Genomic DNA, 24,990 nt, shown 5'->3' on the forward strand with positions numbered 1-24,990 from the left:
TAAACTTAGAAATTATCGAGAATGGGGCATGGTTGAGAGTATAGATTACAAAAAATTAATGGCAACGACCTTAAGCAAAATGGAGGTAATGCAAGCTCGTATCCATGAATTAGAGACGAGACAAAGTGAATCCATTGCGGTGGTCGGAATGGCTTGTCGTTTTCCTGGAGGTATTAATTCCCCAGAAAAGTATTGGAGTTTTTGTCAAGCCGGACTTGATGCTATAGTAGAAGTTCCTAAAAGCCGTTGGGATATCTCAAAACTGTATTCTCAAGAACCAACTTTAGGAAAAATGAACACCGCTTATGGGGGATTTCTTCAAGAGAATATCACAGAATTTGATGCCCGTTTCTTTTCGATCTCAGCAAGAGAAGCAGCCTCCATGGATCCTCAACAAAGGTTACTCTTAGAAGTTGCTTGGGAAGCGTTAGAAAATGCCAATTTACCTCTGAAAAATTTAGCCGATAATAAGGTAGGGGTATTTGTGGGAATTACTAGCATTGATCATGCTCTGAAGGTTTACGGCACAAACTATGATCAAATTGACTCTTTTTTTGGCACCGGCAATGCTCTAAGCGCAGCCGCCGGAAGGCTATCTTATTTTCTCAATCTTCACGGTCCTTGTCTCTCCATTGATGCAGCCTGTGCATCCTCATTAGTAGCCGTCCATCAGGGGATTCGTAGCCTGAGAAATCGTGAATGTGAACTCGCTTTAGTGGGTGGGGTAAACCTCATTTTAGAACCCGCCATTACGATTAGTCTTTCTCAGTCGGGAATGATGTCCCCCGATGGGCGTTGCAAAACCTTCGATGCCTCTGCCAACGGATATGTGCGAGGGGAAGGCTGTGGGGTTTTAATCTTAAAAACTTTATCAGAAGCCCAGAAAAACGGGGATCAAATTCTTGCCCTGTTGCGAGGTTCGGCGGTGAATCATAATGGTGCTGCTGCCGGTTTAACCGTACCCAGTGGACCCGCTCAGCAAGAATTGCTCCGTCAAGCTCTAGCTGATGCCAGAATACTCCCGGAAGATGTCAGCTACATAGAAGCTCATGGCACAGGTACTTCTTTAGGAGATCCCATCGAATTGAATGCCATTGCCTCAGTTTATGGAAAGCGCTCTGACCCTCTTTATGTCGCCTCAGTGAAAACCAATATCGGCCATCTTGAAGCCGCTGCTGGCATGGCTGGAATGATCAAAACAATTCTGATTCTTCAACAGGGTGAAATCCCGCCTCATCTTCATTTCCAAAGCCCTAATCCTCTGATTAATTGGCAAGACCATCCTATTAAAATTCCTACTCAAAATATACCTTGGCCGAATAACAATAAAGTCCCTATAGCTGGGGTAAGTTCTTTCGGGTTTTCCGGCACAAATGCCCATGTCATTGTTCAACAAGCACCCGTCAGCAAAATCTCAGAAATTCAACAACAAATTCCTAGTCATCTCTTAACTCTTTCAGCCCACAACAAAACCGCTTTAAAAGAATTAGCTAAACGTTTTCATACCCTCCTAGAATCTCATCCTGAAATTGGAGATATTTGTTATAGTGCAGCTGTCGGCAGGATAGATTTACCTGAACGTTTAGCCATTGTTGGCGATACTTGTCCAGAATTACAACAAAGATTAGCCGCTTTTGCTGAAGAAAACCCGCTTGATGATTTGACTTTTTATCAACGTTTTACATCGGAAAAATCCCCTAAAATTGTTTTTCTTTTTACAGGGCAAGGGGCTTGTTATCCTGGCATGGGACATCAACTCTATCAAACTCAGCCGACATTTCGTCAATATATTGATCAATGTGCCGCAATATTAGCGAAGCATTTAGACCATCCTTTAACTGAAATATTATTTGGTGAACAGACCGATTTACTCAATCAAACCGCTTACGCTCAACCGGCTATATTCGCCCTAGAATATTCCCTAACAATGCTATGGAAATCTTGGGGAATTACCCCCAGTTTACTGATTGGCCATAGTGTGGGAGAATATGTAGCAGCTTGTATCGCAGGAGTATTTAGCTTAGAAGCTGGACTCGCCTTAATTGTCAAACGGGGGCAATTAATGCAAACCACAACCTCCGGGAAAATGGCTTCAATTTTTGCTGATGAAGAGACAGTAAGTTCCCTAATTAAAAATTATACTCAAACGGTTTCAATAGCTGCCATTAATCACCCTCAACAGATTGTTATTGCTGGAGAAAGTGCCAGCCTTGAGGAAGTTATTAGCACCTGCAAAAAGCAAAAAATTCCCGCTCAATATCTCCCCGTTACTCAGGCTTTTCATTCCCCTTTAATGGAGCCAATTTTAAAAGAATTTGAAAAAGAGGCTCGTCAAATTTCTTATCAACGCCCCCAAATTCTCTTACTTTCAGGACTTAATGGAGAGGTTTTAGAAAATGCACCAGATGCCACTTACTGGAGCAAACAATGCCGAGAACCAGTAAGATTTTTGTCGAGTTTAATAACCGCTTTCAACAAGGGATATAACCTATTTTTAGAAGTGGGACCAAGACCAATACTGGCAGAACAAGGTCGTCGTTATAAAGATGAGGTCATCTGGTTAAGTTCTCTCAATCGTGGCTTAGATAACTGGCAGACAATTCTTTCAGCCTTGGGACAACTCTACCTAAATGGCGCACCTTTCAATCCAGAACAATTCAATCGAAATTATGGCTATAAAAAAGTCAGATTGCCGAACTATCCCTTTCAAAGGAAACCTTTCCAATTTCAGCCTAATCCTCGAACAGAAAATCAGAGCATTGACAAAATATTTCTAGACTCACAAACCTCTAACCTTACCGATACCGAAACCACAGTTTTCAATATGCAAAAACATCAACAGGAAATCCGTAATCAATTAAAATCAATTTTGGCTTTACTTCTGAAAGAAGATGAGAACGAACTGCCGGAGGATGAGACATTACTAAACTTAGGAGCAGACTCAATTATCTTGACTGACTTTTCTCGCAAAATTGAAGAAAAATTTCAAGTCAAAGTGAAAATAGATCAACTCTTTACCGATTTACAAACTCTTGTTGATATCGCCGAATACCTCTGCCAATTTGTCAAAGAAAAACCCTTAGAAAATGCTTCAGAAATAACGGCTAAAGTTATCGATGACGAGACAGAATTAAGCAATTATCTGCAAGTCATTGATCAATTGCAACCCATCGCTACAGCCTATATCATCAAGGCCTTAGAGTCCCTAGGAAAAAAACTTAATCAAGGGGAACAATGGACGATAGAAAACCTAAGACAAACCTTACCCGTTGCTCGTAAATATCACATTTTGCTCAATCGTTATTTGCAGGATTTAGAGCAAGCTAATATTCTTCAAAATCAAGGGAATATTTGGACTGTCAAAAACTTGCCTGAGTCTTTTTCCTTAACCCAAGCCCTACAAAAGCTAGAAAAAACTTGTCCATCTGCAAAACCTGAATTAGAAATGTTGCAACGCTGCGGCGAAAATTTAGCAGAAGTTCTCAAGGGAAATATAGACCCCTTGACATTAATTTTCCCAGAAGGTTCCGTTGCTCATGCAGAAAGTATTTATGGCAATTCTCCCGTATCTCGATTGATGAATCAACGAGTTGCCCAAGCTATTAACCAGATTTTAACGCGCTTTTCTAATAGTGATCGCCCCTATCAAATTCTCGAAATAGGAGGAGGAACTGGTGCCACTTCAGAAGCAATTCTTCACTACTTAAACCTCGATCATGTCACTTATTCTTTTAGCGAAGTTTCTCCCTTCTTACTGCATCAAGCTAGGCAAAAATTTCAGAAAAAATATAACCTAAACTTTCATCAACTAGACATTGAAAAGTCCCCCATTTCTCAGGGGATACCTGCCCATAATTATCATATTGTTGTCGCCGCTAACGTCCTTCATGCGACCCGAAATATTACAGAAACTCTAACCCATATTCGGGAACTTCTGCGCCCCGGTGGTTACTTAGTTCTCCTCGAAACCGTAGAAAATAACTCATGGCTGAATTTAACCTTTGGATTAACCCCCGGATGGTGGCGCTTTCAGGATCAACAATTACGCTCAGATACACCCTTATTAAGGGGTGAAAATTGGTGTTCCGTTTTAAAAAGTTGTGGGTTTGCTACGGCGAATAGTTTCTCTAAACAAAACAATATTCCCATTCACAATGGCCAAGAATTAATTCTTGCTTGTGTGCCAGATGAACCCCTCTCAATTCCTGCAAGGACTAAGCTTACTGTCTCTGGTGAAAGCTCCGGTAAAGAAGCCTTAATGATGGCTCAATTACAATCTTTAAAAGACCTAAAAGAACTCCATGAGAAAACCATTATCAAGCAATTAGAAGTTCTTCAAGCTGCCCCCGTTTTTCCAGGTATAGTCCCCGAAATATTAACGAATCAGACTCAAATCATTCCTGCCCAAAGCTCTAAAATAGAAACTTACCCGCCGGTTTCTCAAGAGAAGCCCAAATCTCCTGAGAAACCTAGTTCTCCCAATTTAAACCCCTTAGCCTTAAAGCTCACTGAGAACAAATCCTTAACCGAACAACAACAAGCCTTTATTCAAAATTTACAGAGTATTTATAACCAGAAAACCGCCAAATCAAAAGCCTATTCACAAAATAGCCGTAAGACAATGGTAGATGTTAAACCGACCATTGACTTCCGCATGGCCTTAAAAGAATTTCAATATCCCATTGTTTCAGAATCCGCTCAAGGGGCTTATTTTAAGGACATTGATGGCAATAATTACATTGACTTAGCTATGGGGTTTGGGGTTAACTTTTTTGGGCATAGTCCGGATTTTGTCATTGAAGCAGTTCAAGAACAAATGAATCGAGGAATAGGCTTAGGAATGCAGTCAAATCTGGCCGCCGAAACCGCCGCTTTAATTAGTGAAATGGGCCGAGTCGAAAGAGTCGCTTTTAGTAATACGGGAACCGAGGCGATTATGGCGGCTGTTCGCATTGCTCGCTCCCGGACAAAACGTCAAAAAATCGTTATGTTTGCCGGCTCCTATCATGGAACTTTTGACGGCATCTTAGCACGAGTAGGAGAAGATAAAACCACTGCTCAACCCTTAAGTCTAGGCACCCCTTTAGGAATGGTTGAAGACGTAATAGTCTTGAGTTATGGAGTTGAAGAAAGCCTCGATATTATTGCTACTCATGCTGATGATTTAGCCGCCGTATTAGTCGAACCAGTTCAAAGTCGCAAACCCGATTTACAGCCTCAAGAATTTCTGCAAAAACTACGACAAATAACCCATAAAAAAGGAATCACACTCATTTTTGATGAAATTATTACCGGCTTTCGGATTGCTCCGGGAGGAGCGCAAGAATGGTTTAATGTTGAAGCTGATATAGTCATTTATGGTAAGGCCATTGGAGGAGGTTTACCAATTAGTATGATCTGCGGTAAAGCAGATTTCTTAGATACCGTTGACGGCGGTTTCTGGCAATACGGAGATGACTCTCATCCGCAAACCGAGTTAACCGCTTTTGGGGGAACTTTTTGTCGTCATCCTTTAGCCCTTGCTGCTTGTCGTGCTGTGCTGTTACATCTTCGGGAAAACAGCCCAACGATTCAAGAAAAAGTGAATCAATTAACTCATCGATTAGCCACCGAAGTCAATCAATTCTTTCAAGAAATAGGCATTCCGATTCGGGTTGTTAATTTTGGATCTTTATTCCGCTTTGAACCCTTTGGAGCTTATAGTATCTTCTTACAACCCATCGAATTACCCCTCTTTTATTACCTATTAAATCTTAAAGGAATCTACACATGGGAAAAACGAGTTTGTTTTCTCTCCACCTGCCATACTAATGAAGATGTAGACAAAGTTATAGTAGCCGTCAAAGAAGCGATTACGGAATTGCAGCAAGCCGGTTTTTTTGCTAATGCTAAACGCCCCCAAGTCAAGAAAGAAGAAAAAAAGCCGCTTTCTGAAGATGAAGATGGTAGGGGACATTTACCATCTTTAAATCAATCCTTTCCCACCAGTGAAGCTCAACGTCAGCTTTGGTTATTAGCTGAATTAGACCGTAATGCTTCAGCATCCTATAACGTCACAACATCCCTAGAATTACGAGGTTCTTTAGATGTTTACATTTTAGAAAAAACGATTAATCAAGTTATTAATCGCCATGAAGCTTTACGAACCCAAATTATAGAACAAGGAGAATTACAGGAAGTTGTCAATCAAGTTAACATTAAATTAAAACTAATTAATTTGAAGGATGAAGATAATCCCGAAGCGACGGCCTTAGCGTTACAATCTCAGTTTTCCCAAAAACCCTTTGACTTGTCGATTGCTCCCTTATTTGCTGTGATTTTAATGCGCTTAAAACCTGACCATTATCTGCTGTCTTTAAAAACTCATCATATTGTGGCAGATGGTTGGTCACTAGGATTAATTTTGCAGGAAATTGGTCAACTTTATTCATCCCAAAATAACACAACTAAAGAGGTTCTCACACCACCGATGCAGTTTCGGCAATATTTAACTTTGCGAGCGCAAGAGACGCAAAGTCCACAAATGTTAGAGCATCGGGATTTTTGGTTGAAAACCTATCAGGAAGATCTCCCAACCTTTGAGCTTCCCACCGACTTTCCCCGTCCCGCCGTTAAAACCTACACTGGCGGACAAGAAAGTCAAGTCATTCCCTCTGAAGTTGGGCAAAATTTGCAGAAAGTAGGACGCAAAAATAAAGCTACATTATTTATGACGATGTTCGCCGCTTATACTGCTTTTTTGCGTCGAATTTCTGGTCATAAGGATTTAGTCATTGGTATTCCTATTTCTGGGCGACAAATAGAAGGCAGTGACAACTTAGTAGGCTTTTGTTCTCAATTTTTACCCCTGCGGATACAAGTCGATGCTACCACCTCTTTTATTGAACATTTACAACATACTAAACAAACCCTGATCGACGCTTTTCGCCATCAGAGTTATACTTTAGAGGATTTATTAGCAGCTTTACAATTACCTAGAGATTTTTCTCGTTCTCCTCTCATTTCTGTATCTTTTAACATGGATCCTAGTTTAACTCTGCCTGAGTTTAAAGACTTAACAGTATCCTTGCCACCGTCACCAATTAGTTACACCCCTTTTGATCTAGGATTTAACTTAATTGAACTTAATGATAACCTCATTATTTACTGCAATTACAATACAGAACTATTTAAACAAGAGACAATTAAACAATTTCTTGAAAGCTTTCAAATTTTGCTGAGGGGAATCATTGACGATGCTAATCATCTCCTTTATCAGCTACCTTTATTAACCCCAGTCCAACAAGAGAAGTTACTCAGACAATTAACGGGAAAAACTCGCAAACTCCCTGAAAAAGCCACCATCATTGATGACTTTGTAGCTCAAGTTAAATTAACCCCTAATGCTCCCGCCTTAATTGCGGGAAAAATTAGCCTTAGCTATCAAGAATTAAATGAAAAAGTCAATCGTCTTACTCATTATTTACAGCAGGAATATCAGCTAGGTGTAGGAAAAGTGATTGGGGTCATGCTCCAGCGTAATCACCACTTAATCATCGGGATTCTGGCTACCTTTAAAACTGGAGCGACTTACGTTCCTATAGACTCTCAATATCCTCACAGTCGCATTGAGTTTATTTTAAAAGATAGTGGCTGTCATGTTTGCCTAACGGAGAGTAATTTTATCTCTAAGTTACCTGAAAAAATGGAAAAAATTTGCTTAGATAAAATTGATCCTATTGTTGAAAAATATGACAAAGATGAGCCTAAAATATTTCGCAATTCTAGCCAAACTGCTTATATTTTTTACACTTCAGGTTCAACTGGTAATCCTAAAGGAGTCATGGGCCGTCACATCTCAATTTTGAATGTTATTCAAAGCTTACGACTTACCTTTGATTTAGATAAACATCCTGAATGGCGCTATATTTTCACAGCTGCCGTTACTCATGATCCATCTATTCGTAATATTTTTCTCCCCTTAACCATAGGTGCATCCCTATATATGTACGAAATAAAATATATAGGACATTTGGTTTCTTTCCTACAGGAAAATCAAATTAATGCCCTACACACCACCCCATCTATCTATCGAGAAATCTTGGGGCTACTTGAACCAGGAGAAACCATTTCCAGCTTAAAATATATCTCGGTAGGAGGGGAAAAATTAGATCGGGAAACTGCCTTAGCTTTACGGAAACGTTTTCCAGCAGAAATTATTAGCAATGTCTACGGATCTACAGAAACTTGTGTGGGAGTATCCCAGTATGAAATCAAGGAAAACTTAGACAGCGAAATCCCCCTCGGTCAAGTTTTCCATAACAATCGCTTAGGGGTTCTTGATGAATTTAATAATCCCGTTCCCCTCCATGTAATCGGCGAAATTTGTGTAGAAGGTGCCGCCCTAGCATCGGGTTATCATAACCAACCCGAAATGACTCAAGAAAAATTTAAACCTAGCTTTCTTGATGAGACAAAAACTCTCTTTAGAACCGGCGATTTAGGCAAGCAAACTGCTCCCGGTATCATTGAGTTTATGGGACGAAAAGATAATCAAGTTAAGGTCAATGGTTATCGAATTGATCCCGGAGAAATTGAATATCAATTGACTCGTTATGCTCCCATTGAAAGAGCGATTGTTTTACCCGTTCAAGTTAATAATCAAACTCAATTATCTGCTTACTGTCAAACAGACGAAACTCTAGAAATTGCTGAGATTCGAGAATTACTTGCCAAATTTTTACCAGTTTATATGATTCCGAGTTACTTTATTTTTTTAAAGCAATTCCCCTTAACTCGACATGGGAAACTTGACCTGCACTCCCTGAGAGAACTCAGAGAAACTGGTAAATCTCTGGTGAATTCTAATTATGTTGCGCCTCGGAATTATTTAGAATCCAATCTCGTTAGTATCTGGGAAAAAATTCTCTCTAAACATCCTATCGGTATTTTTGATAACTTCTTTGAAATTGGCGGTCATTCTCTACTCTTATCAAGGGTTGTAACCCGGGTTCATAAAGAACTAAATGTATCCGTAAAATTGGCTGACTTCTTTAAAGTTCCAACCATTGCTGGATTGGCGACTTTAATCTCCCAGACTCAATACAATTATCAAGAACCCATTTCGGCAATTCCCCCCCAAAAATCCTATCCGATGTCTCATGGTCAGCGTCGTCTTTGGGCTTTAGAATTTCTAGATCAAAATCATAATGCTTACGGAATGCCCAGTGCTTATCAATTCAAGGGCAATCTCAATATTGATGCTTTTGAAAATGCCTTTCAACAGTTAATTCAACGCCATGAAATTTTGCGGACTACCTTTACTTTAATCAATAATCAACCCCGTCAAATTGTCCATAATCAAATGAACTTTGTCATTAAACAAATAGACCTGACAGCTTATGTTAGCACAGAACAAGAAAACTTGATCGAAGAAGCGATCAGCCATAATGCCAAAACGACTTTTGATTTAGAAGTCGGACCGTTACTTAAAGTTAACTTACTTAAACTAAGCCAAGAGAATTACATCGTCTTGTTTAATATGCACCATATCATTTCTGATGGTTGGTCAGCAGGGGTTTTAATTAAAGATTTCCTCAGCCATTATCACGCCTATGGACAAGAAAATTACCAATTAATGCCCCCTCTCAGAATTCATTATAAAGACTATACTTCTTGGCAAGAAAGTCAATTAGAAACCTCGAAACTTCAAGATCAACGGGATTACTGGTTAGCTAAATTAACTCCTGTCCCTGTGCGTCTTAACTTACCTGTTGATTATCCGCGCCCACCTGTTAAAAGTTTTCAAGGAAATACAATTACATGGCAACCTGAACCCGAATTGATCGATACTTTTGAGAAGTTAATTAAAGCACAAGAAGCCAGTTTATTTATGGGTTTAGTTAGTTTGGTTAAGAGTTTTCTATTCCGTTATACTGAGCAAAATGAAATTACAATCGGCTCTGCTATCGCCGGCAGAAATCATCCTGATTTAGAAGATCAAATCGGATTTTATGTTAACACTCTAGTCCTGCGGGATCAGATAGCAGATCACGACAGTTTTACGGATGTCCTTAGCAAAGTAAAAACCACCACTTTAGAGGCTTATGATAATCAAGACTATCCCTTTGATCAGATCGTATCTGATTTGAATTTACAACGAGATCCTAGCCGGAATGCTCTCTTTGATGTGGCAATTGTCCTGCAAAATAATCAAAATGTAGATCTGGCATTGAACGGAATTACAGTTAACTCCATTGACCCAAAAATGATGACCGCTAAATTTGATTTAGAATTTATCTTTGTTGAGGAAGAAGAACTTTATCTCAAGCTAATCTACAACACAGATATATTTATCCATGAGCGAATTTTATTGCTCATAGATTTGTTCAAAAACTGGCTAGAGCAAGTTTTAAAATTTGCCCATGAACCTTTGATAAACTTATCCTTAGCTTCCTCAGAAAATCTTATTCAAGAGGGGCAGGATCTGTTCACAGAAGATTTTAATTTTTAGTCAACAGCAATTATACGAGCAGGAGATTTTAATGAAGACAAAACTACCGATTCTTGGCGTTTTAGGGGGTATGGGACCAGTGGTTACCGCCGAATTTCTTAAGTCGATTTATGAATATAATCCTTTTATTGATAAGGAACAAGAATCCCCTAATGTCATCGTTTTTTCTTTTCCCTCTGCACCCGATCGCACAGGTTCTATTGATAGTGGAAAAGAAAGAGAATTTATTGATTTTATCCAAGTCAATCTAGAACATCTCAATAAACTGGCTGATTGCATAGTCATTGGCTGTTGTACGGCTCATTATGCTCTACCCCAGATCTCCGAAAATCTGAAGGATAAACTTCTTTCCTTAATTAAAATAGCGGATCAAGAACTCCAAGAATATAATGAACCTACCCTTTTACTTGCTAGTACAGGGACTTACCAGAAAAAATTATTTCATGAAGGATGCACCACCGCAGATCTGATTATTTCTCTCTCAGAAAGCGATCAAAAGTTGATTCATGAAATGATCTATAAAGTGCTAAAAAGAGGACACGATCCGTTAAGTATTCTTAGGGATATAGAAGCATTATTAGAGAAATATAACACTCGCTCCTATATTTCTGGGTGTACCGAATTTCATCTCTTAACAAAATCTCTCAAACTCAAAGGAATTGACTCCATTAAAGCGATCGATCCTTTAAGTACCATCGCTCAAAACTTTTCTCAGTTAATCATCAAACAAGCTCAGGTAGACCGAGGGACCGACTGCCATCAACCTTCAACCCCAAAAAGCCCTTGACCATCGCAGCCCTAGGAGGTACAATTTAAACTTGAATTGGCCACTTCTGACTTTTAACTTGCGCGTAGCGATATACTGATTCATAGGGTTTTCGAGATTGGTTCTATTTTTGATCAAGAGGTGTAAAAAAAGTGTCTAAGCATTCAATCAGTTTTGGAGGACAATTGGAAGATAATTGGCGGACTCTGTCAGAAGTCTTAGAAACTGCCACTAAACATAATAATCATGGAATTACTTATATCAAAAATGACGCAACTGAATATTTTCAGAGTTATCAAGACTTATATCAAGATGCTCTCGTTATTTTAAATGGACTGGAACAAAAAGGAATAAAATTAGGGCATAAAGTTATCCTACAAATTGCCAAAAATCACGACTTTATTCCCGCACTTTGGGCTTGTTTTTTAGGGGGAATTATTCCAGTTCCTTTGACCGTTGCTCCTAGCTATGATCTGGAAAATTCTGCCGTCAAAAAACTAGAGAATGTTTGGAAAATTTTAGACAATCCTTTGATATTATCCGATAGTGAACTAATTACTGAAATTGAAAAATTAGGAACTTACTCTCATCTAGAAGGGTGGCAAGTTATCTCAGTTAATGAACTCAGAAAAGCCCCCTCTAAAGTCCATCAATTGCCGATTCTTGATCCACAAGCTCCAGCCTTATTACTCTTTACTTCGGGTAGTACAGGTATGCCCAAGGGAGTAATATTAACTCATCATAATATTCTGTCCATGACTGCTGGTACAGTGGCAATGAACCACTTTACCCAACAAGAAGTTACCCTTAATTGGATGCCCTTAGATCATGTAGGAGCTATCGTATTTTTAGGAATTATGGCGGTAGATTTGGCTTGTCATCAAATTCACGTTCCGATGGAATTAGTCCTACGCCAACCCCTCCAATGGTTAGAACTCATTCAAAAGCATCAAGTAAGCATTTCTTGGTCCCCTAACTTTGCATTTTCCTTAATTAATCAACAGGCAGAAGAACTTAAGCACGCCTCTTATAACCTCTCCTCAATGAAATTTTTAGTGAATGCTGGCGAGCAAGTTTCAGTAAAAACGATTCGCCTATTCTTAGAAATTCTTGAAAAACATCAACTACGGGAGAGAGCGATTAAACCAGCTTTTGGCATGACTGAATCCTGTTCTGGGATTACTTGGTCAGCCGGTTTAAGTAAAAATGAACTCACCGAAGAAAATAGTTTTGTCTCTCTAGGAAAGCCGATTCCTGGAGCAACTATCCGGATAGTCGATCAGGAAAATAATCTTTTACCTGAAAGAGAAATTGGAAAGCTTCAAATTCAAGGTAATTCTGTTACTAAAGGATATTACAATAATACTGAACTCAACCAGGAAGTTTTTCAAGAAGGGTGGTTTACTACGGGAGATTTGGGGTATTTATTTAAGGGCGAACTCTTTATTACTGGGCGAGAAAAACAAGAAATTATAATTAATGGTGTTAATTACTTTGCCCATGAACTTGAAACAACAATCGAAGAATTAGAAGGGGTTAAAGTATCTTATACAGCCGCCTTTGCCGTCTTTGATCAAAGTCGAGAAACTGACTTATTAATTATTACTTTTAGCCCAGAATCTGATCAATTTGAACACTGGATAAAAGTTGTTAGAAAAATTCGCAGTCATTTGACCCAAAAATTCGGAATTGCTCCAGCTTATGTCATTCCCTTAGAAAGAAATTTAGTTCCTAAAACCTCTATTGGCAAAGTTCAAAAATCTAAATTAAAAAAGGATTTTGAACAGGGATTATTTAGCAGCCGTATCCAAGAAATAGATCAATATTTAGCAAAAGAGCGTCAGAAAAATCAAACCTTACCTCAATCAGAAAATGAACGTCAAATAGCAGCAGTTTGGAGTGAAGTTTTACAGTTAACCTCAGTTGGTTTAGAGGATAACTTCTTTGAACTAGGGGGACATTCTATACACTTAATCCGAGTTCAAAATGAACTTGAAAAACTTTTTAACCGTCAGCTATCCCTTGCTGAAATGTTTAAAAATCCTACCGTTGCCACCCTAGCCCGTTGCTTAAGCGAAGAATCAAATACCACTCAAGTTATAGCACAAAAAAGCCGTCAACGTGCCGAAAATCGGACCCGTCGCCATAATGAAACCCATGACATTGCAATTATTGGTATGGCGGGGCAATTCCCGGGAGCTAAAAATTTAACAACCTTCTGGGAAAATTTAAAAAATGGAATCGAAACTATCTCTTTCTTTTCGGAAGAAGAATTACAAGAGTCGGGAGTGTCTCCGGAACTCTCGAATCAGCCTAATTATGTTAGAGCTAGACCAATTCTCGAGCAAGTTGAATACTTTGACAGCGAATTTTTTGGCTATACAGATAGAGAGGCAGAATTACTAGACCCTCAGCAACGTTTACTTCTTGAATGTAGTTGGGAATGTTTAGAAAACGCCGGTTATAATCCCAGTAATTATCAAGGATCAATTGGTATATTTGCTGGCGCAAGTATGAACACCTATTTGATCAATAATTGTTATCCTAATCGGGGTCAATTAGATAGTAATGACGAGTTACAACCCTTCACACTAGATTCAACGGGAGGGTTTCAAACAATGGTAGCTAATGACAAAGACTATTTAACAACGCGAATTTCTTATAAACTAAACTTACACGGCCCAAGCGTTAATGTTCAAACTGCTTGCTCTACTGGATTAGTTGTAGTTCATCTCGCTTGTCAGAGTTTAATTAGTGGAGAAAGTGACATGGCTCTAGCTGGAGCTGCTTCAATTAATTCTCCTCAAAAAATTGGTTACTTATATCAAGAAGGACTGATCATGTCTCCTGATGGTCATTGTCGCGCCTTTGATGCTGAAGCAAAAGGGACTATTTTTGGCAGTGGAGTAGGAGTAATTCTGCTCAAAAGATTGTCAGATGCTTTAGCCGATCATGACTATATTTATGCAGTTATTAAAGGCTCTGCTATTAATAATGATGGTGGCCAAAAATTAGGATTTACTGCGCCTGGTGGAGAGGGTCAAATTGCTGCCGCTACGGAAGCCCTAGCCTTTGCCGGTGTTGATGCTAATACAATTAGTTTTGTGGAAGCTCATGGCACAGGAACCCCCCTTGGAGATCCCATTGAAGTTGATGCTTTAGCTAAAGTTTATCAGGGTGCAAATGAGGGAGAATGTGCTTTAGGTTCAGTAAAAACCAATATCGGACATATGCAGATTGCTTCCGGTATTGCTGGTTTAATTAAAGCGACTTTAGCCCTCAAATATAGAGTTATTCCGCCTACATTACATTTCCAAAATCCTAACCCTCAAATTAATTTTTCTCAGACTCCTTTTTATATTAATAATGAAGCTATTTCTTGGACTACTAAGCAAGACAAGGACGAAAAATTACCCCGACGGGCAGGGGTAAACTCTTTAGGTATTGGTGGGGTTAATGCTCATGTTATTCTAGAAGAAGCTCCTCCCATTATTCCTCAAGACAATCAGAGCAAACGTCCCTATCATTTGCTCACCCTTTCCGCTCGAACCGAACCGGCTTTGAAAGAGTTAGTAAGTCGCTACATAGACTTTTTAGAAAGTCAACCTGAAAAGGATATGTCTGATGTAGTATTTACGGCAAATACAGGCCGAGTTCATTTCTCAAATCGTTTAGCCTTAACTGGCTATAAAAACAGTGATTTTATTGAACAATTACGTCAGTTCAAGCAACTAGATTATCAGTCAACTATTCATGGTATAGCTGATGAAAAAAGACCGCCTAAAATTGCCTTTTTATTTACAGGACAAGGTGCTCAATATGCAGGGATGGCTCATCAACTCTATCAGACTCAACCCACCTTTAGAAAAACTTTAGACGCAGGGGAAAACTACTATCAAAAACTAACTGGTAAATCCCTGCTAAACGTCGTATTTGCCGATACAGATGACCCCTTAAACCAAACCGCTTATACCCAACCGGCACTATTTCTGATTGAAGTTGCTCTCGCTCAATTATGGCATTCTTGGGGAATTCAACCAGCCGCCATTTTAGGGCATAGTTTAGGAGAATATTCTGCTGCTTGTTTTGCTGGCGTTTTTGATCTTGAAAGTGGCTTAAAACTGGTCACCCATCGAGGCAATTTGATGGGGCAGTTACCCCAAAATCAAGGGGAAATGGCCGCTATTTTTATCGATAAGAACTCAGTTATTGAGCAGTGCCAAAGCCAAGGCATAAAAATCGCTATTGCTGCCATTAACGCGGAACAACATACCGTTATTTCTGGAGAAAAAAGCGTAATTCAAAAACTCTGTAACCATTTCACTAATGCCGGGGTGAAAGTTCGTCAACTCAAAGTTTCCCATGCTTTTCACTCCCCTTTAGTAGAGCCAATGGTTGCAGAATTTAAAACGATTCTTCAAGAGATTTCTTTCAGTCAACCTCAAATTTCTCTGGTCTCTAACCTAACAGGAGAAATTGCTGATGACAGCATTATGACTCCTGAGTATTGGCTTCAACATTTACTAAATACGGTACAATTTCATCCAGGGGCTTTATTCCTACAATCTCTCGGATGTGATACCTTTATTGAAATTGGACCTCAACCTATTCTCTCAGGAATTGTTCAATCATCCCTATCTTCATCTGAACCTCTAACTCTACCCAGTTTACGCTCAGGATTTTCTGATTGGCAAGTTTTATTAGAAAGTCTGGGCAAACTTTATGTTCGCGGTGCAAAGATAGACTGGTTTAGTTTTGATCAAGACTATCATCCTAGACGATGTGCTTTACCTACTTATCCCTTTCAAAAACGTCAACACTGGATTCCTTTAAAAACCCCATCTGCAACTGTTCCACAGGAATCTAATCTAGTCAAAATGTTATCTGAAAAGGACAAAAATACTTTGATGCAAACCCTCTTAGAAACAGGTCATTATTCTGAAGATGAAAAACCAACAATCTCCGCCATTGTTCAACAGTTGATTAAACTCTATTATCAGGAAAAAGAGGACTTTAATTTTGCCAAATTACTTTATCAAGTAGCTTGGCTTCCCTGGGATTTAGCCAACGGTAAGCTACAAAATTTGACCCCCCTTAAAAGTGATTTAGAGGTTTACTTAGAACCCCAATTACACTCCTCAGAATTGATGGGAGTTTCTCGCGCTTTTTCCGAAATGGAAAAACTGGCAGCTGACTTTGTTGTTAAAGCTCTGCAAGATTTAGAACTCTTTCAAATGAATACCTTTCTTGATCCTGATCAAAGTTTTATTCAAGCTGAACTCAAACAAGAATATAAATCTTTCTGGAATCATCTTCTAGAAATATTAGCGAAAGTCGGCATTTTAGAAAAGCAAAATACCCTATGGAAAATTGTTAAAGAACCCGAACAGTCTAATCCTGATTTAGCGGTAGAGGATTTAATCAATCATTATCCTAATGCTCAAATAGAACTCAATCTATTTCGACAAGTTGCCACAAATTTAGCAGCCATTATTACGGGAAAAATATCTCCTTTATCTATCCTATTTTCTCAAGATGGACAAGGAGGAGCCAGCGAGTTTTATAAAAATACATCTTCGGCAAAAATTCTCAATCTGGGTATCTCTAAAACCGTTGAACTTCTCCTCTCAAGTTATGCCCCCTCAGCTTCCATCCGCATTCTCGAAATTGGCGCGGGAACTGGAGCTACAACCCAACAGGTTCTTAAAGCTTGTAAGTCTCGTCAAATTACCTACACATTCACTGATGTTTCCCCCTTCTTTCTAGAGAAAGCTAGAGATAATTTGGCTGAATTTTCTGGACTAGAATACAAAGTACTCGATATTGAAAAAGAGCCGAAATTACAAGGGTTTTGCTGTCATTCTTATGACTTGATTATTGCGGCTAATGTCTTACACTCTACCGCCAATTTACAAGAGGAAACCTTGCCTCATATTCAAAGTTTACTACGTCCAGGCGGTCATTTATTACTGTTAGAATTAACTCAGCAATCTCCCTGGATTGATTTAATCTTTGGTGTGACTCAAGGTTGGTGGCGTTTTAGCGATTATCATTTGCGCCCAAATCATCCTATAATTACAGCATCGACTTGGGAATCTATTCTGCTTAAATCGGGGTTTTCTCAGGTAGAATTTGTTTCTCCTGATCAAAAAATAGGTAGTGTTTTATTTCAGCAAAGTATTATTCTGGCTCAAAGTTCAGAAATCCCCCCTAACCTCGCTAAAAACTGGCTAATTTTTACCGATGTTGACCCAGAACAAAATACTTTTCCCTTAGGGATTCAAGAGCAACTACTTAAAAAGTGTGATTCCTGTCGGATAATTTATCAAGGGGAGAAAAATACACAAATATCATCTTCTGAGTCTTGTTTGAATGCTAATCAACTACAACAATTAGAGGAATGGTTTGCGTCAAATCCATCTCCAGATCGAATTATTTATCTTTTGAATAGTACTCCCAAAGAGCAACCAGAATCCATTTTATTGAATCGCTGTAACTATCTTTTAAATCTTCTCAAAGCTATTCAAACAATCCCTAATCCCCCTCAATTATTCCTTGTCACTCAGGGGGCCCAACCCTTTGAATTAGAACAGCCTTCTTTAGGGTTTCAGTCTCCTCTTTGGGCAATGGGGCGTGTTATTGCCCTAGAAAATCCGCAATTATGGGGAGGTATGCTGGATCTTGATCCCGACGTTGATATTAATCAAAATATTACCGCATTACTATTAGGATTAACTCATGCTCACGATGAGGATCATTTGGTCTTCCGCAAAGGTCAAGGCTATATTGCTCGTCTGCTTCCTCTCAAGTCTCTAGAGACAACAACCGTTAAGATTCAACCTGAGGCTACCTACCTAATTACGGGAGGAATAGGACATCTAGGCTTAGAATTGGCGGAACATTTAGTCAATTTAGGCGCAAAACATCTCATTTTAACGACACGCCGCTCATTACCGGCTCGCTTCCTGTGGGATTCAGCAACCGAATTAGCCCAAATATCAGAAAAAATCAGAAAATTAGAGGCAAAAGGAGCATCAATCGAAGTTATTTCGGCAGACGTTGGCAATTTTGAGGCTATGCAGGCCATATTTACCCAGATTGAAAAAACCGCTTATCCCTTGCGTGGCATTTTCCATCTTGCTGGAATCTCAGGCCGACAAGCTCAATTAAAAGACTGTACTTTGCAGGATCTCGAAGCAGTTTTTCAGGCAAAAGTTAAGGGTTCTTGGAATTTACATCAACTATCTTTGGGTACTCAATTAGACTATTTTGTGCTGTTTTCTTCGGCGGGTGCAATTTGGGGGGCAAAGGAACAAGGCTTATATGATACTGTTAGTCATTGGCTGGATGCTTTGGCTCATTTTCGTCATCTTCAAGGGCTTCCTGCAACGGCTTTAAATTGGGCATTATTGGCGGGTCATGGTATAGTGTCTCAAGACTATGAGGACTGGCTCAAACAGATTGGCATCAGGGAAATTGCTCCAGATATGGCCTTGAGGGTGATGGATGCTATTATGGCTTCTAATCAAACACAAGTTTTAATCGCTGATGTGGATTGGGTTCGTTTCAAAAATATCTATCAATTTAAAGGCGAGAAACCACTCCTAAAAAATTTAGGACTCTCAGAAATTCCCATTAAGTCTGTTCAAGAATCAGACTCTGTACTGATTCTTTTAGAGAATATTCCTTTAGGAGAACGTCGGGAATATTTGTTAGAATATGTTAGCAAACAAGTCAGAATTATTTTAGGGATTAAATCTATGCCAGATTCAGAACAAGGATTGATAGAAATGGGGATTGATTCCTTATCCTCTATTGAATTGAAAAATCGTTTAGAGAAAGGATTAGAAGTTCTCTTACCCACTTCTTTAGTCTTTGACTTTCCTAATATTAGACGCTTAGTTGATTATCTGTTTGACCGTATTTTCGGTGAAAAAGTTCAAAAAACAGCCGAGAAGATGATTAACTTCACTGAAGTTCAGCAGGAGATTAGTGAGGATTTAATCTTACAAGAACTTACTGATTTGGAGGCTTTTTTAGGAGATTAAATAATCCTAAGCCTTGAAGTTAGAAAGCTTGAAGTAAAAAAAAATTCAAGGCATTTCCTAAAAGTTACCCTATATTCAAACTATGCAAACTCCATTTTTTCAACAAGAAACCGTAAAAAGTTCTCATCAATTTTTTGACAATTTGAAATTGATTGCCGCTCCTTACTGGTATCCAACCGATCCTAAAGGAAGGACATTTTCAGAGGTAATAAGTTCATGGGGAATGCTGTTTATCCTTGTTTTAGTAATTGTTGGACTGGTGGCCTCTAATGCAGTTAATAGCTTCGTTAATCGCTATTTGGTTGATGTCATTATTCAAGATAAAAATGCCTCTAAGTTTATGACAAGTTTATTACTTTATGGCTTAGGATTACTTTTAATTACCCTGTTTACTGCATTTTCTAAATTTGTTAAAAAAAGAATTATTCTGGATTGGTATGAATGGCTAAATCAGCAGGTTGTTACCCAATATTTGAGCCATCGCGCCTATTATAAAATTAATTTTAGATCCGATGTGGATAATCCGGATCAAAGGATAGCCCAAGAAATAGAACCCATTGCTAGAAATGCTGTTAATTTTGGAGCTATTTTATTAGAAAAAGTCTTAGAAATGACGACTTTTTTAGTAATTCTTTTCTCAATTTCCCGACTAGCCGCCTTGATTTTAGTGGCTTATACAATTATCGGCAACCTAATTGCTGTTTCTTTAAGTCGAGAATTAGATAAGATTAGTCAAGAAGAATTGGAATCCAAAGCTAATTACACCTACACTTTAACTCATGTTCGGAATCATGCTGAATCTATTGCCTTTTTTCAAGGCGAAAATCAAGAGTTGAAAATCATTCAACGTCGATTTAATAATCTCGTCAGAAATTCTCTCAGTAAGATTGATTGGGAGAAAAATCAAGACATTTTTAGTCGAAGTTATCGCTCAGTTATTCAAATATTTCCCTTTGTCGTCTTCGCTCCGGCCTATATTCGGGGGGAAATTGATTTCGGACAAGTTAATCAGGCTATTATTGCTTGCAGTATGTTTGCTAATGGTTTTTCTGAGTTAATCCTTGAATTTGGTTCTTTGGGCAGATTTTCCAGTTATGTTGAGCGTCTATCTGAATTTTCGTCGGCCTTAGAAGAAATGGACCGACAACCCAAGGATGCTAGTACCATTAAAACCCTTGAACAAAATGAGATCGAGTTTGAGGATGTTACTTTACAAACACCGGATTATGAAAAGGTAATTGTTCAACATTTATCCCTATCTATCGAACCAGGCGAAGGTTTATTAATTGTCGGACCGAGTGGACGAGGTAAAAGTTCTCTATTAAGAGCTATTGCTGGCTTATGGAATGCCGGAACTGGTTGTTTAAAACGACCTCCCTTAGAAGAATTTCTCTTTTTACCTCAACGTCCTTATATTATTTTAGGAACTCTAAGAGAACAGTTACTTTATCCTAAAACAACCCGTGAAATGACCGATGGAGAACTTGAATCCGTTTTACAACAAGTTAATCTTCAAAATATAGCCACAAAAGTTCATGGCTTTGATGCGGAAGTTCCCTGGGAAAATATATTATCTTTAGGAGAACAACAACGCCTTGCTTTTGCACGATTGTTAGTAACCCATCCCCGCTATGTAATCTTAGATGAAGCCACAAGTGCTTTAGACTTGAACAACGAACAAACCTTATATCACCAGTTACAAAAAGCACAGACAACTTTTATTAGCGTAGGTCATCGAGAAAGTTTATTTAAGTATCATCAATGGGTCTTAGAACTTTTAGAGGATTCTAGTTGGCGACTTGTTTCCATAGATGATTATCGAGCCTCAAAATCTCTGTAACTGTTTCATTGCTAAAACTCAATTTACGAAAAATTACGATGACTACTACTTCACCAAAAACTCTGACTATGGATATTCAAAAACACAGGGTTCTTTTAATCGGAAAAATGTATGATGAAGCGGGGCAAAAACTTCTTGAAGAATCTACTAATATAGAGATTTTGTCCAACCCTACACCGGAGGAAATTAATGAGGCCATTCAAGAAGTATCTGGCGTATTTGTGCGTTATCCTAATAAGTTAGAGGCTTCATCAATCCGATTGGCAAAACACTTAAAAGTAATTAGTACCTCTGGATTTGGCACAGATTCTATTGATATTATGGCAGCAACAGAACAGGGGGTTATCGTTGTTAATAATCCCGGAATGTCAACTACAGCTGTAGCAGAACACACCTTATCTATGATTTTAGCCCTTGCCAAAAAGCTCCCTTTTTTAGATCATTGTGTGAAAAAGGGTAACTATTTAATTCGCAATCAGATGCAACCGATTCAACTCGAAAACAAGACCCTTGGTATTGTAGGTTTAGGAAGAATTGGTACTCTGGTGGCTCACAAATGTAACCTAGCACTGGGGATGAGAGTATTAGCTTATGATCCCTATGTTCCAGCCAGCAAAGCGGAGACAGTAGGAGCAACTTGGGTCAAAGATTTAGATGTTCTTCTGGCTGAATCGGACTTTGTTTCTTTGCATACTGAACTAACAAGTGAAACGCGGGAAATGTTTAATATATCAGTTTTTAAAAAGATGAAACCAACAGCTTTTTTAATTAATACCTCCCGGGGAAAAGTCGTTTGTGAAAAGGATTTAGGGATCGCCCTTAATCAAAAATTGATAGCTGGATGCGCCCTCGATGTCTTTGAACCAGAACCGCCGGCTTTAGATAATCCTTTATATAATTTTGAGAATGTCATTCTCTCACCTCATTTAGCCGGAGTAACCCCTGAAGCGAGTCTAGCGGCTGCTGTTTCGGCGGCGAATCAAATATTACAAGTGCTTCAGGGAGAGAAGCCTCCTTATATGATTAATCCGGAGGTGTGGAATCTTTTTTAAAGCATCTAGAGAATCTCAGGGATTCGGTTAATTAAAAATGGCAATATTTCTGCAAAATCCTTAGGAGGATAATAATTTGGAAAACATCGGCAAAATTCCCCTCAAAGATGAATGGCGTAATCGCTGGGCAACCATCAAACAATTTATCCTTAATCCAGCTCGAGAAATGGCGTTTTTGCAAGATCAGTTTCAAGTTTCTGAACTGTATACTAATATAGCGAAACGCGATCCTCATCTTCATGATCCTAATTTTCCCCAATGGCTTAATTTTGGTTATTGGCAAGAAGAAACAACTTATAACGGAGCTTGTGCCGCTTTAGCGCGTAAATTAGCCGAAGTAGCCGAACTTAAAGCCGGAGATCACCTTTTGGATGTGGGTTTCGGTTTTGCTGAACAGGATTTACTCTGGGTAAGAGAAAACAATGTTGGCTCAATTATCGGTCTAAATACAACCGAGTTACAAGTAGAAATTGCTCAAGAAAGAGTAGCTAAAGCAGGTTTATCGGACAGGATAAAACTTCAAGTCGGCTCGGCTACTCAAATACCTTTTCCTGAGAATTCTTTTGATAAGTTGACCGCTTTAGAATGTGCTTTTCATTTTGACACTCGTGAGGATTTTTTCGCAGAAGCTTTTCGAGTTTTGCAGCCCGGTGGAAGGTTGGCTATAGCGGATTGTTTGCCTAGAGTGGGTCGAGAAATTAACTTCTGGCTGCGGGTTAATAGTAAGAAAATGTGTATTCCCTTTGCTAATCAATACGACCGACATACTTATGTGGAAAAACTCAAAAAGCATGGATTTGTTAATATCCAAGCTTTATCTATTAGTGAATATGTTTGGCCGGCAATGGTTCATTATTTTGCCCAGATTAGCCAAGGAATTAGTAAGCATGATTTAGTTATCGATCTCCAGAAAGATAACCCTGGACTTGAAGCTTGGTCAAGAAATCGGGGTTGGTTTATGGCGTTTGATGATTATCTTTTGTTTTCGGCAGAAAAGCCTAAATTAAACTGAGTTCGGTTTAAGCAGATTGATGTAAAACCCAGTCCATCGGTAGGGGGGACTTCTTGTTAGCGATCGCCATTAATACTAAATCCGTTCAGTATAGGCTACATATCAGGACAGGCACTCATGCAAGAGGCACTCATGCAAAAGGGGGAATGAATAATCAGTCTTTAATAACCGGATTTAGTATAAGATATCCATTCAATCCGTGAAGTTGTTCAATGATCAACAGTATATCGCCAAAATAGAGAAAATAAACCCAATCCTTTGGCGAGAAAATAGGATTCAATAAGTAGTTAGGCGTTAAAAACTATCAGACACCCCCCTTATCAAGGGGGGATTAAGGGGGGATCGACACCCCCCTTATCAAGGGGGGATTAAGGGGGGATCGACACCCCCCTTATCAAGGGGGGATTAAGGGGGGATCGACACCAAAATCTATCTTCAATTTAATTATAACCAGCTACTTACAATCAAAAATGGGATAGGTTAAAAACAGATCCCACAATTCCAATTAAGTCAGAACTACTGACGAATTTGTACCGGCATCACCAAATAGGTCATCTTTAAACCTCCCAAGGGGGTAAAAATAACCGGTTGGGTACTAGCATTTAACTGCATTTGGATATCATTATTAGGTAAAGCCTTCAAACCGTCCATCAAGTATTTAACATTAAAGGCAATATCGCCACTTTCTCCCTGAATTTCCGCCGCCATGGACTCTTTAGCACTACCTAAATCAGGAGATTCCACCGCTAGGGATAAACGGTCATTTTCGCTATCGAGACTAAACTTGACTAAGTTATTCTTTTGGTCCGATAAAACCGCCACTAATTCCAAACAACGGATTAATTGTTTGCGGTCTAAAACCAAAGAGCGCTCGAAGGATTTAGGAATTAACTGATTATAAGTGGGATAGGCCCCTTCTAACTTACGACTGGTTAACCTCTGTTCCCCCATTTCAAAGATGACTTGAGAATCATCCACGTGCAGAGTAATAGTCTCGATATTTTGTTTTGTTGCCATCATTCTTTCCAATTCTCGCAGGGCCCGGGCCGGAATGGTGACATTAAAGCCACCAGAGGCACTTTCCACCTCCTCTAGGGGAGTTTGTACCACCGCTAAACGATGACCGTCTGTAGCGGCAAATTCTAGACAATCGACGGTTTTAGTTAAATGCACCCCCGTCAACACCTGTTTAGTTTCATCGCCACTAGCGGCAAACAATGCACCTTTTAGTCCCTCTGTCAAGGCAACTATAGGTAAATTAACAATTTCCCCATCGGCCACCGTGGGCAATTCTGGGAACTCATCGGCCTTCATGCCGCGAATTTGGAACTGTGCCGAGGCAGTTTTCAGGAAAGCGAGACTATGCTCCTCATCATTCTCGTTTTCTTCCACAGAGATGGTGATTTCCCCCTCTCCCAAACGAGAGACAATATCGTTAAGTAATTTTGCCGGCAGGGTAATCTTACCCCCTTCCACCACCTCGGCCCGAAAACTGCTGCGAATCCCTAAACTCAAATCAAAAGCAGTCAGGCTAATTTCGCCCTTTTCCTCATCGGCACAAAAGAGAACATTTCCCAACACCGGATGGGTAGGACGACTGGCAACGGCCCGACTAACTAGGGATAAATTGCTGTTGAGTTCGCTTTGACTACTGGTAAATTTCATCGAAAATTTTGGGTCTGAAACCCCGTCGTTCTACGACGGCTTTACTGTTAAATATTAGCACATTTACGAAATATATGCTAAAATGTGAGGTATGGAAAAAGCCTATTCGTTTCGA

Annotated in this window: 7 protein-coding genes; 6 read left to right on the top strand and 1 reads right to left on the bottom strand. The window is 39.2% G+C overall.

What is annotated here, in order from left to right; genetic code table 11:
• Positions 1–28: 28 nt before the first annotated feature.
• The 6 genes from EWV68_RS14010 to EWV68_RS14035 all read left to right on the top strand — a co-directional run bounded on the left by EWV68_RS14010 (position 29) and on the right by EWV68_RS14035 (position 23,210).
• Positions 29–10,492: a non-ribosomal peptide synthetase/type I polyketide synthase gene (locus EWV68_RS14010; RefSeq protein WP_287170159.1), complete on the top strand. Its 10,464-nt coding sequence runs from the start codon at positions 29–31 to the stop codon at positions 10,490–10,492.
• Between the two features lie 31 nt (positions 10,493–10,523).
• Positions 10,524–11,279 (top strand): aspartate/glutamate racemase family protein, encoded by a 756-nt coding sequence (locus EWV68_RS14015; RefSeq protein WP_061431774.1) that lies wholly within the window; start codon positions 10,524–10,526, stop codon positions 11,277–11,279.
• 131 nt (positions 11,280–11,410) lie between these two features.
• A complete protein-coding gene (locus EWV68_RS14020) occupies positions 11,411–19,306 on the top strand; it encodes a type I polyketide synthase (RefSeq protein WP_287170160.1) in 7,896 nt (2,631 codons plus the stop codon).
• 82 nt (positions 19,307–19,388) lie between these two features.
• Positions 19,389–21,146 carry an ABC transporter ATP-binding protein/permease gene (locus EWV68_RS14025; RefSeq protein ID WP_061431772.1) on the top strand — a complete coding sequence of 586 codons (1,758 nt, stop codon included), beginning with the start codon at positions 19,389–19,391 and terminating at the stop codon, positions 21,144–21,146.
• Positions 21,147–21,184: 38 nt separating this feature from the next.
• A complete protein-coding gene (locus tag EWV68_RS14030) occupies positions 21,185–22,198 on the top strand; it encodes a hydroxyacid dehydrogenase (protein ID WP_287170162.1) in 1,014 nt (337 codons plus the stop codon).
• A 76-nt stretch (positions 22,199–22,274) separates the two neighbouring features.
• On the top strand, positions 22,275–23,210 hold the full coding sequence (locus EWV68_RS14035; RefSeq protein ID WP_287170163.1) for a class I SAM-dependent methyltransferase: 936 nt from the start codon (positions 22,275–22,277) through the stop codon (positions 23,208–23,210).
• A 516-nt stretch (positions 23,211–23,726) separates the two neighbouring features.
• On the opposite strand, the gene dnaN is transcribed toward EWV68_RS14035, so the two are convergent.
• Positions 23,727–24,875 (bottom strand): DNA polymerase III subunit beta, encoded by a 1,149-nt coding sequence (gene dnaN / locus EWV68_RS14040; RefSeq protein ID WP_287170164.1) that lies wholly within the window; start codon positions 24,873–24,875, stop codon positions 23,727–23,729.
• Positions 24,876–24,990: the final 115 nt, after the last annotated feature.

It is taken from the genome of Microcystis sp. M_QC_C_20170808_M9Col, assembly GCF_007095495.1.
GTDB classification, from domain to species: Bacteria; Cyanobacteriota; Cyanobacteriia; order Cyanobacteriales; family Microcystaceae; genus Microcystis; species Microcystis aeruginosa.

Bases quoted from the DNA above. Each gene is read 5' to 3' on its own strand.
- EWV68_RS14025 (WP_061431772.1), top strand. From the start codon at position 19,389: ATGCAAACTCCATTTTTTCAACAAGAAACCGTAAAAAGTTCTCATCAA.
- EWV68_RS14010 (WP_287170159.1), top strand. From the start codon at position 29: ATGGTTGAGAGTATAGATTACAAAAAATTAATGGCAACGACCTTAAGC.
- EWV68_RS14015 (WP_061431774.1), top strand. From the start codon at position 10,524: ATGAAGACAAAACTACCGATTCTTGGCGTTTTAGGGGGTATGGGACCA.
- EWV68_RS14030 (WP_287170162.1), top strand. From the start codon at position 21,185: ATGACTACTACTTCACCAAAAACTCTGACTATGGATATTCAAAAACAC.
- dnaN (WP_287170164.1), bottom strand. From the start codon at position 24,875: ATGAAATTTACCAGTAGTCAAAGCGAACTCAACAGCAATTTATCCCTA.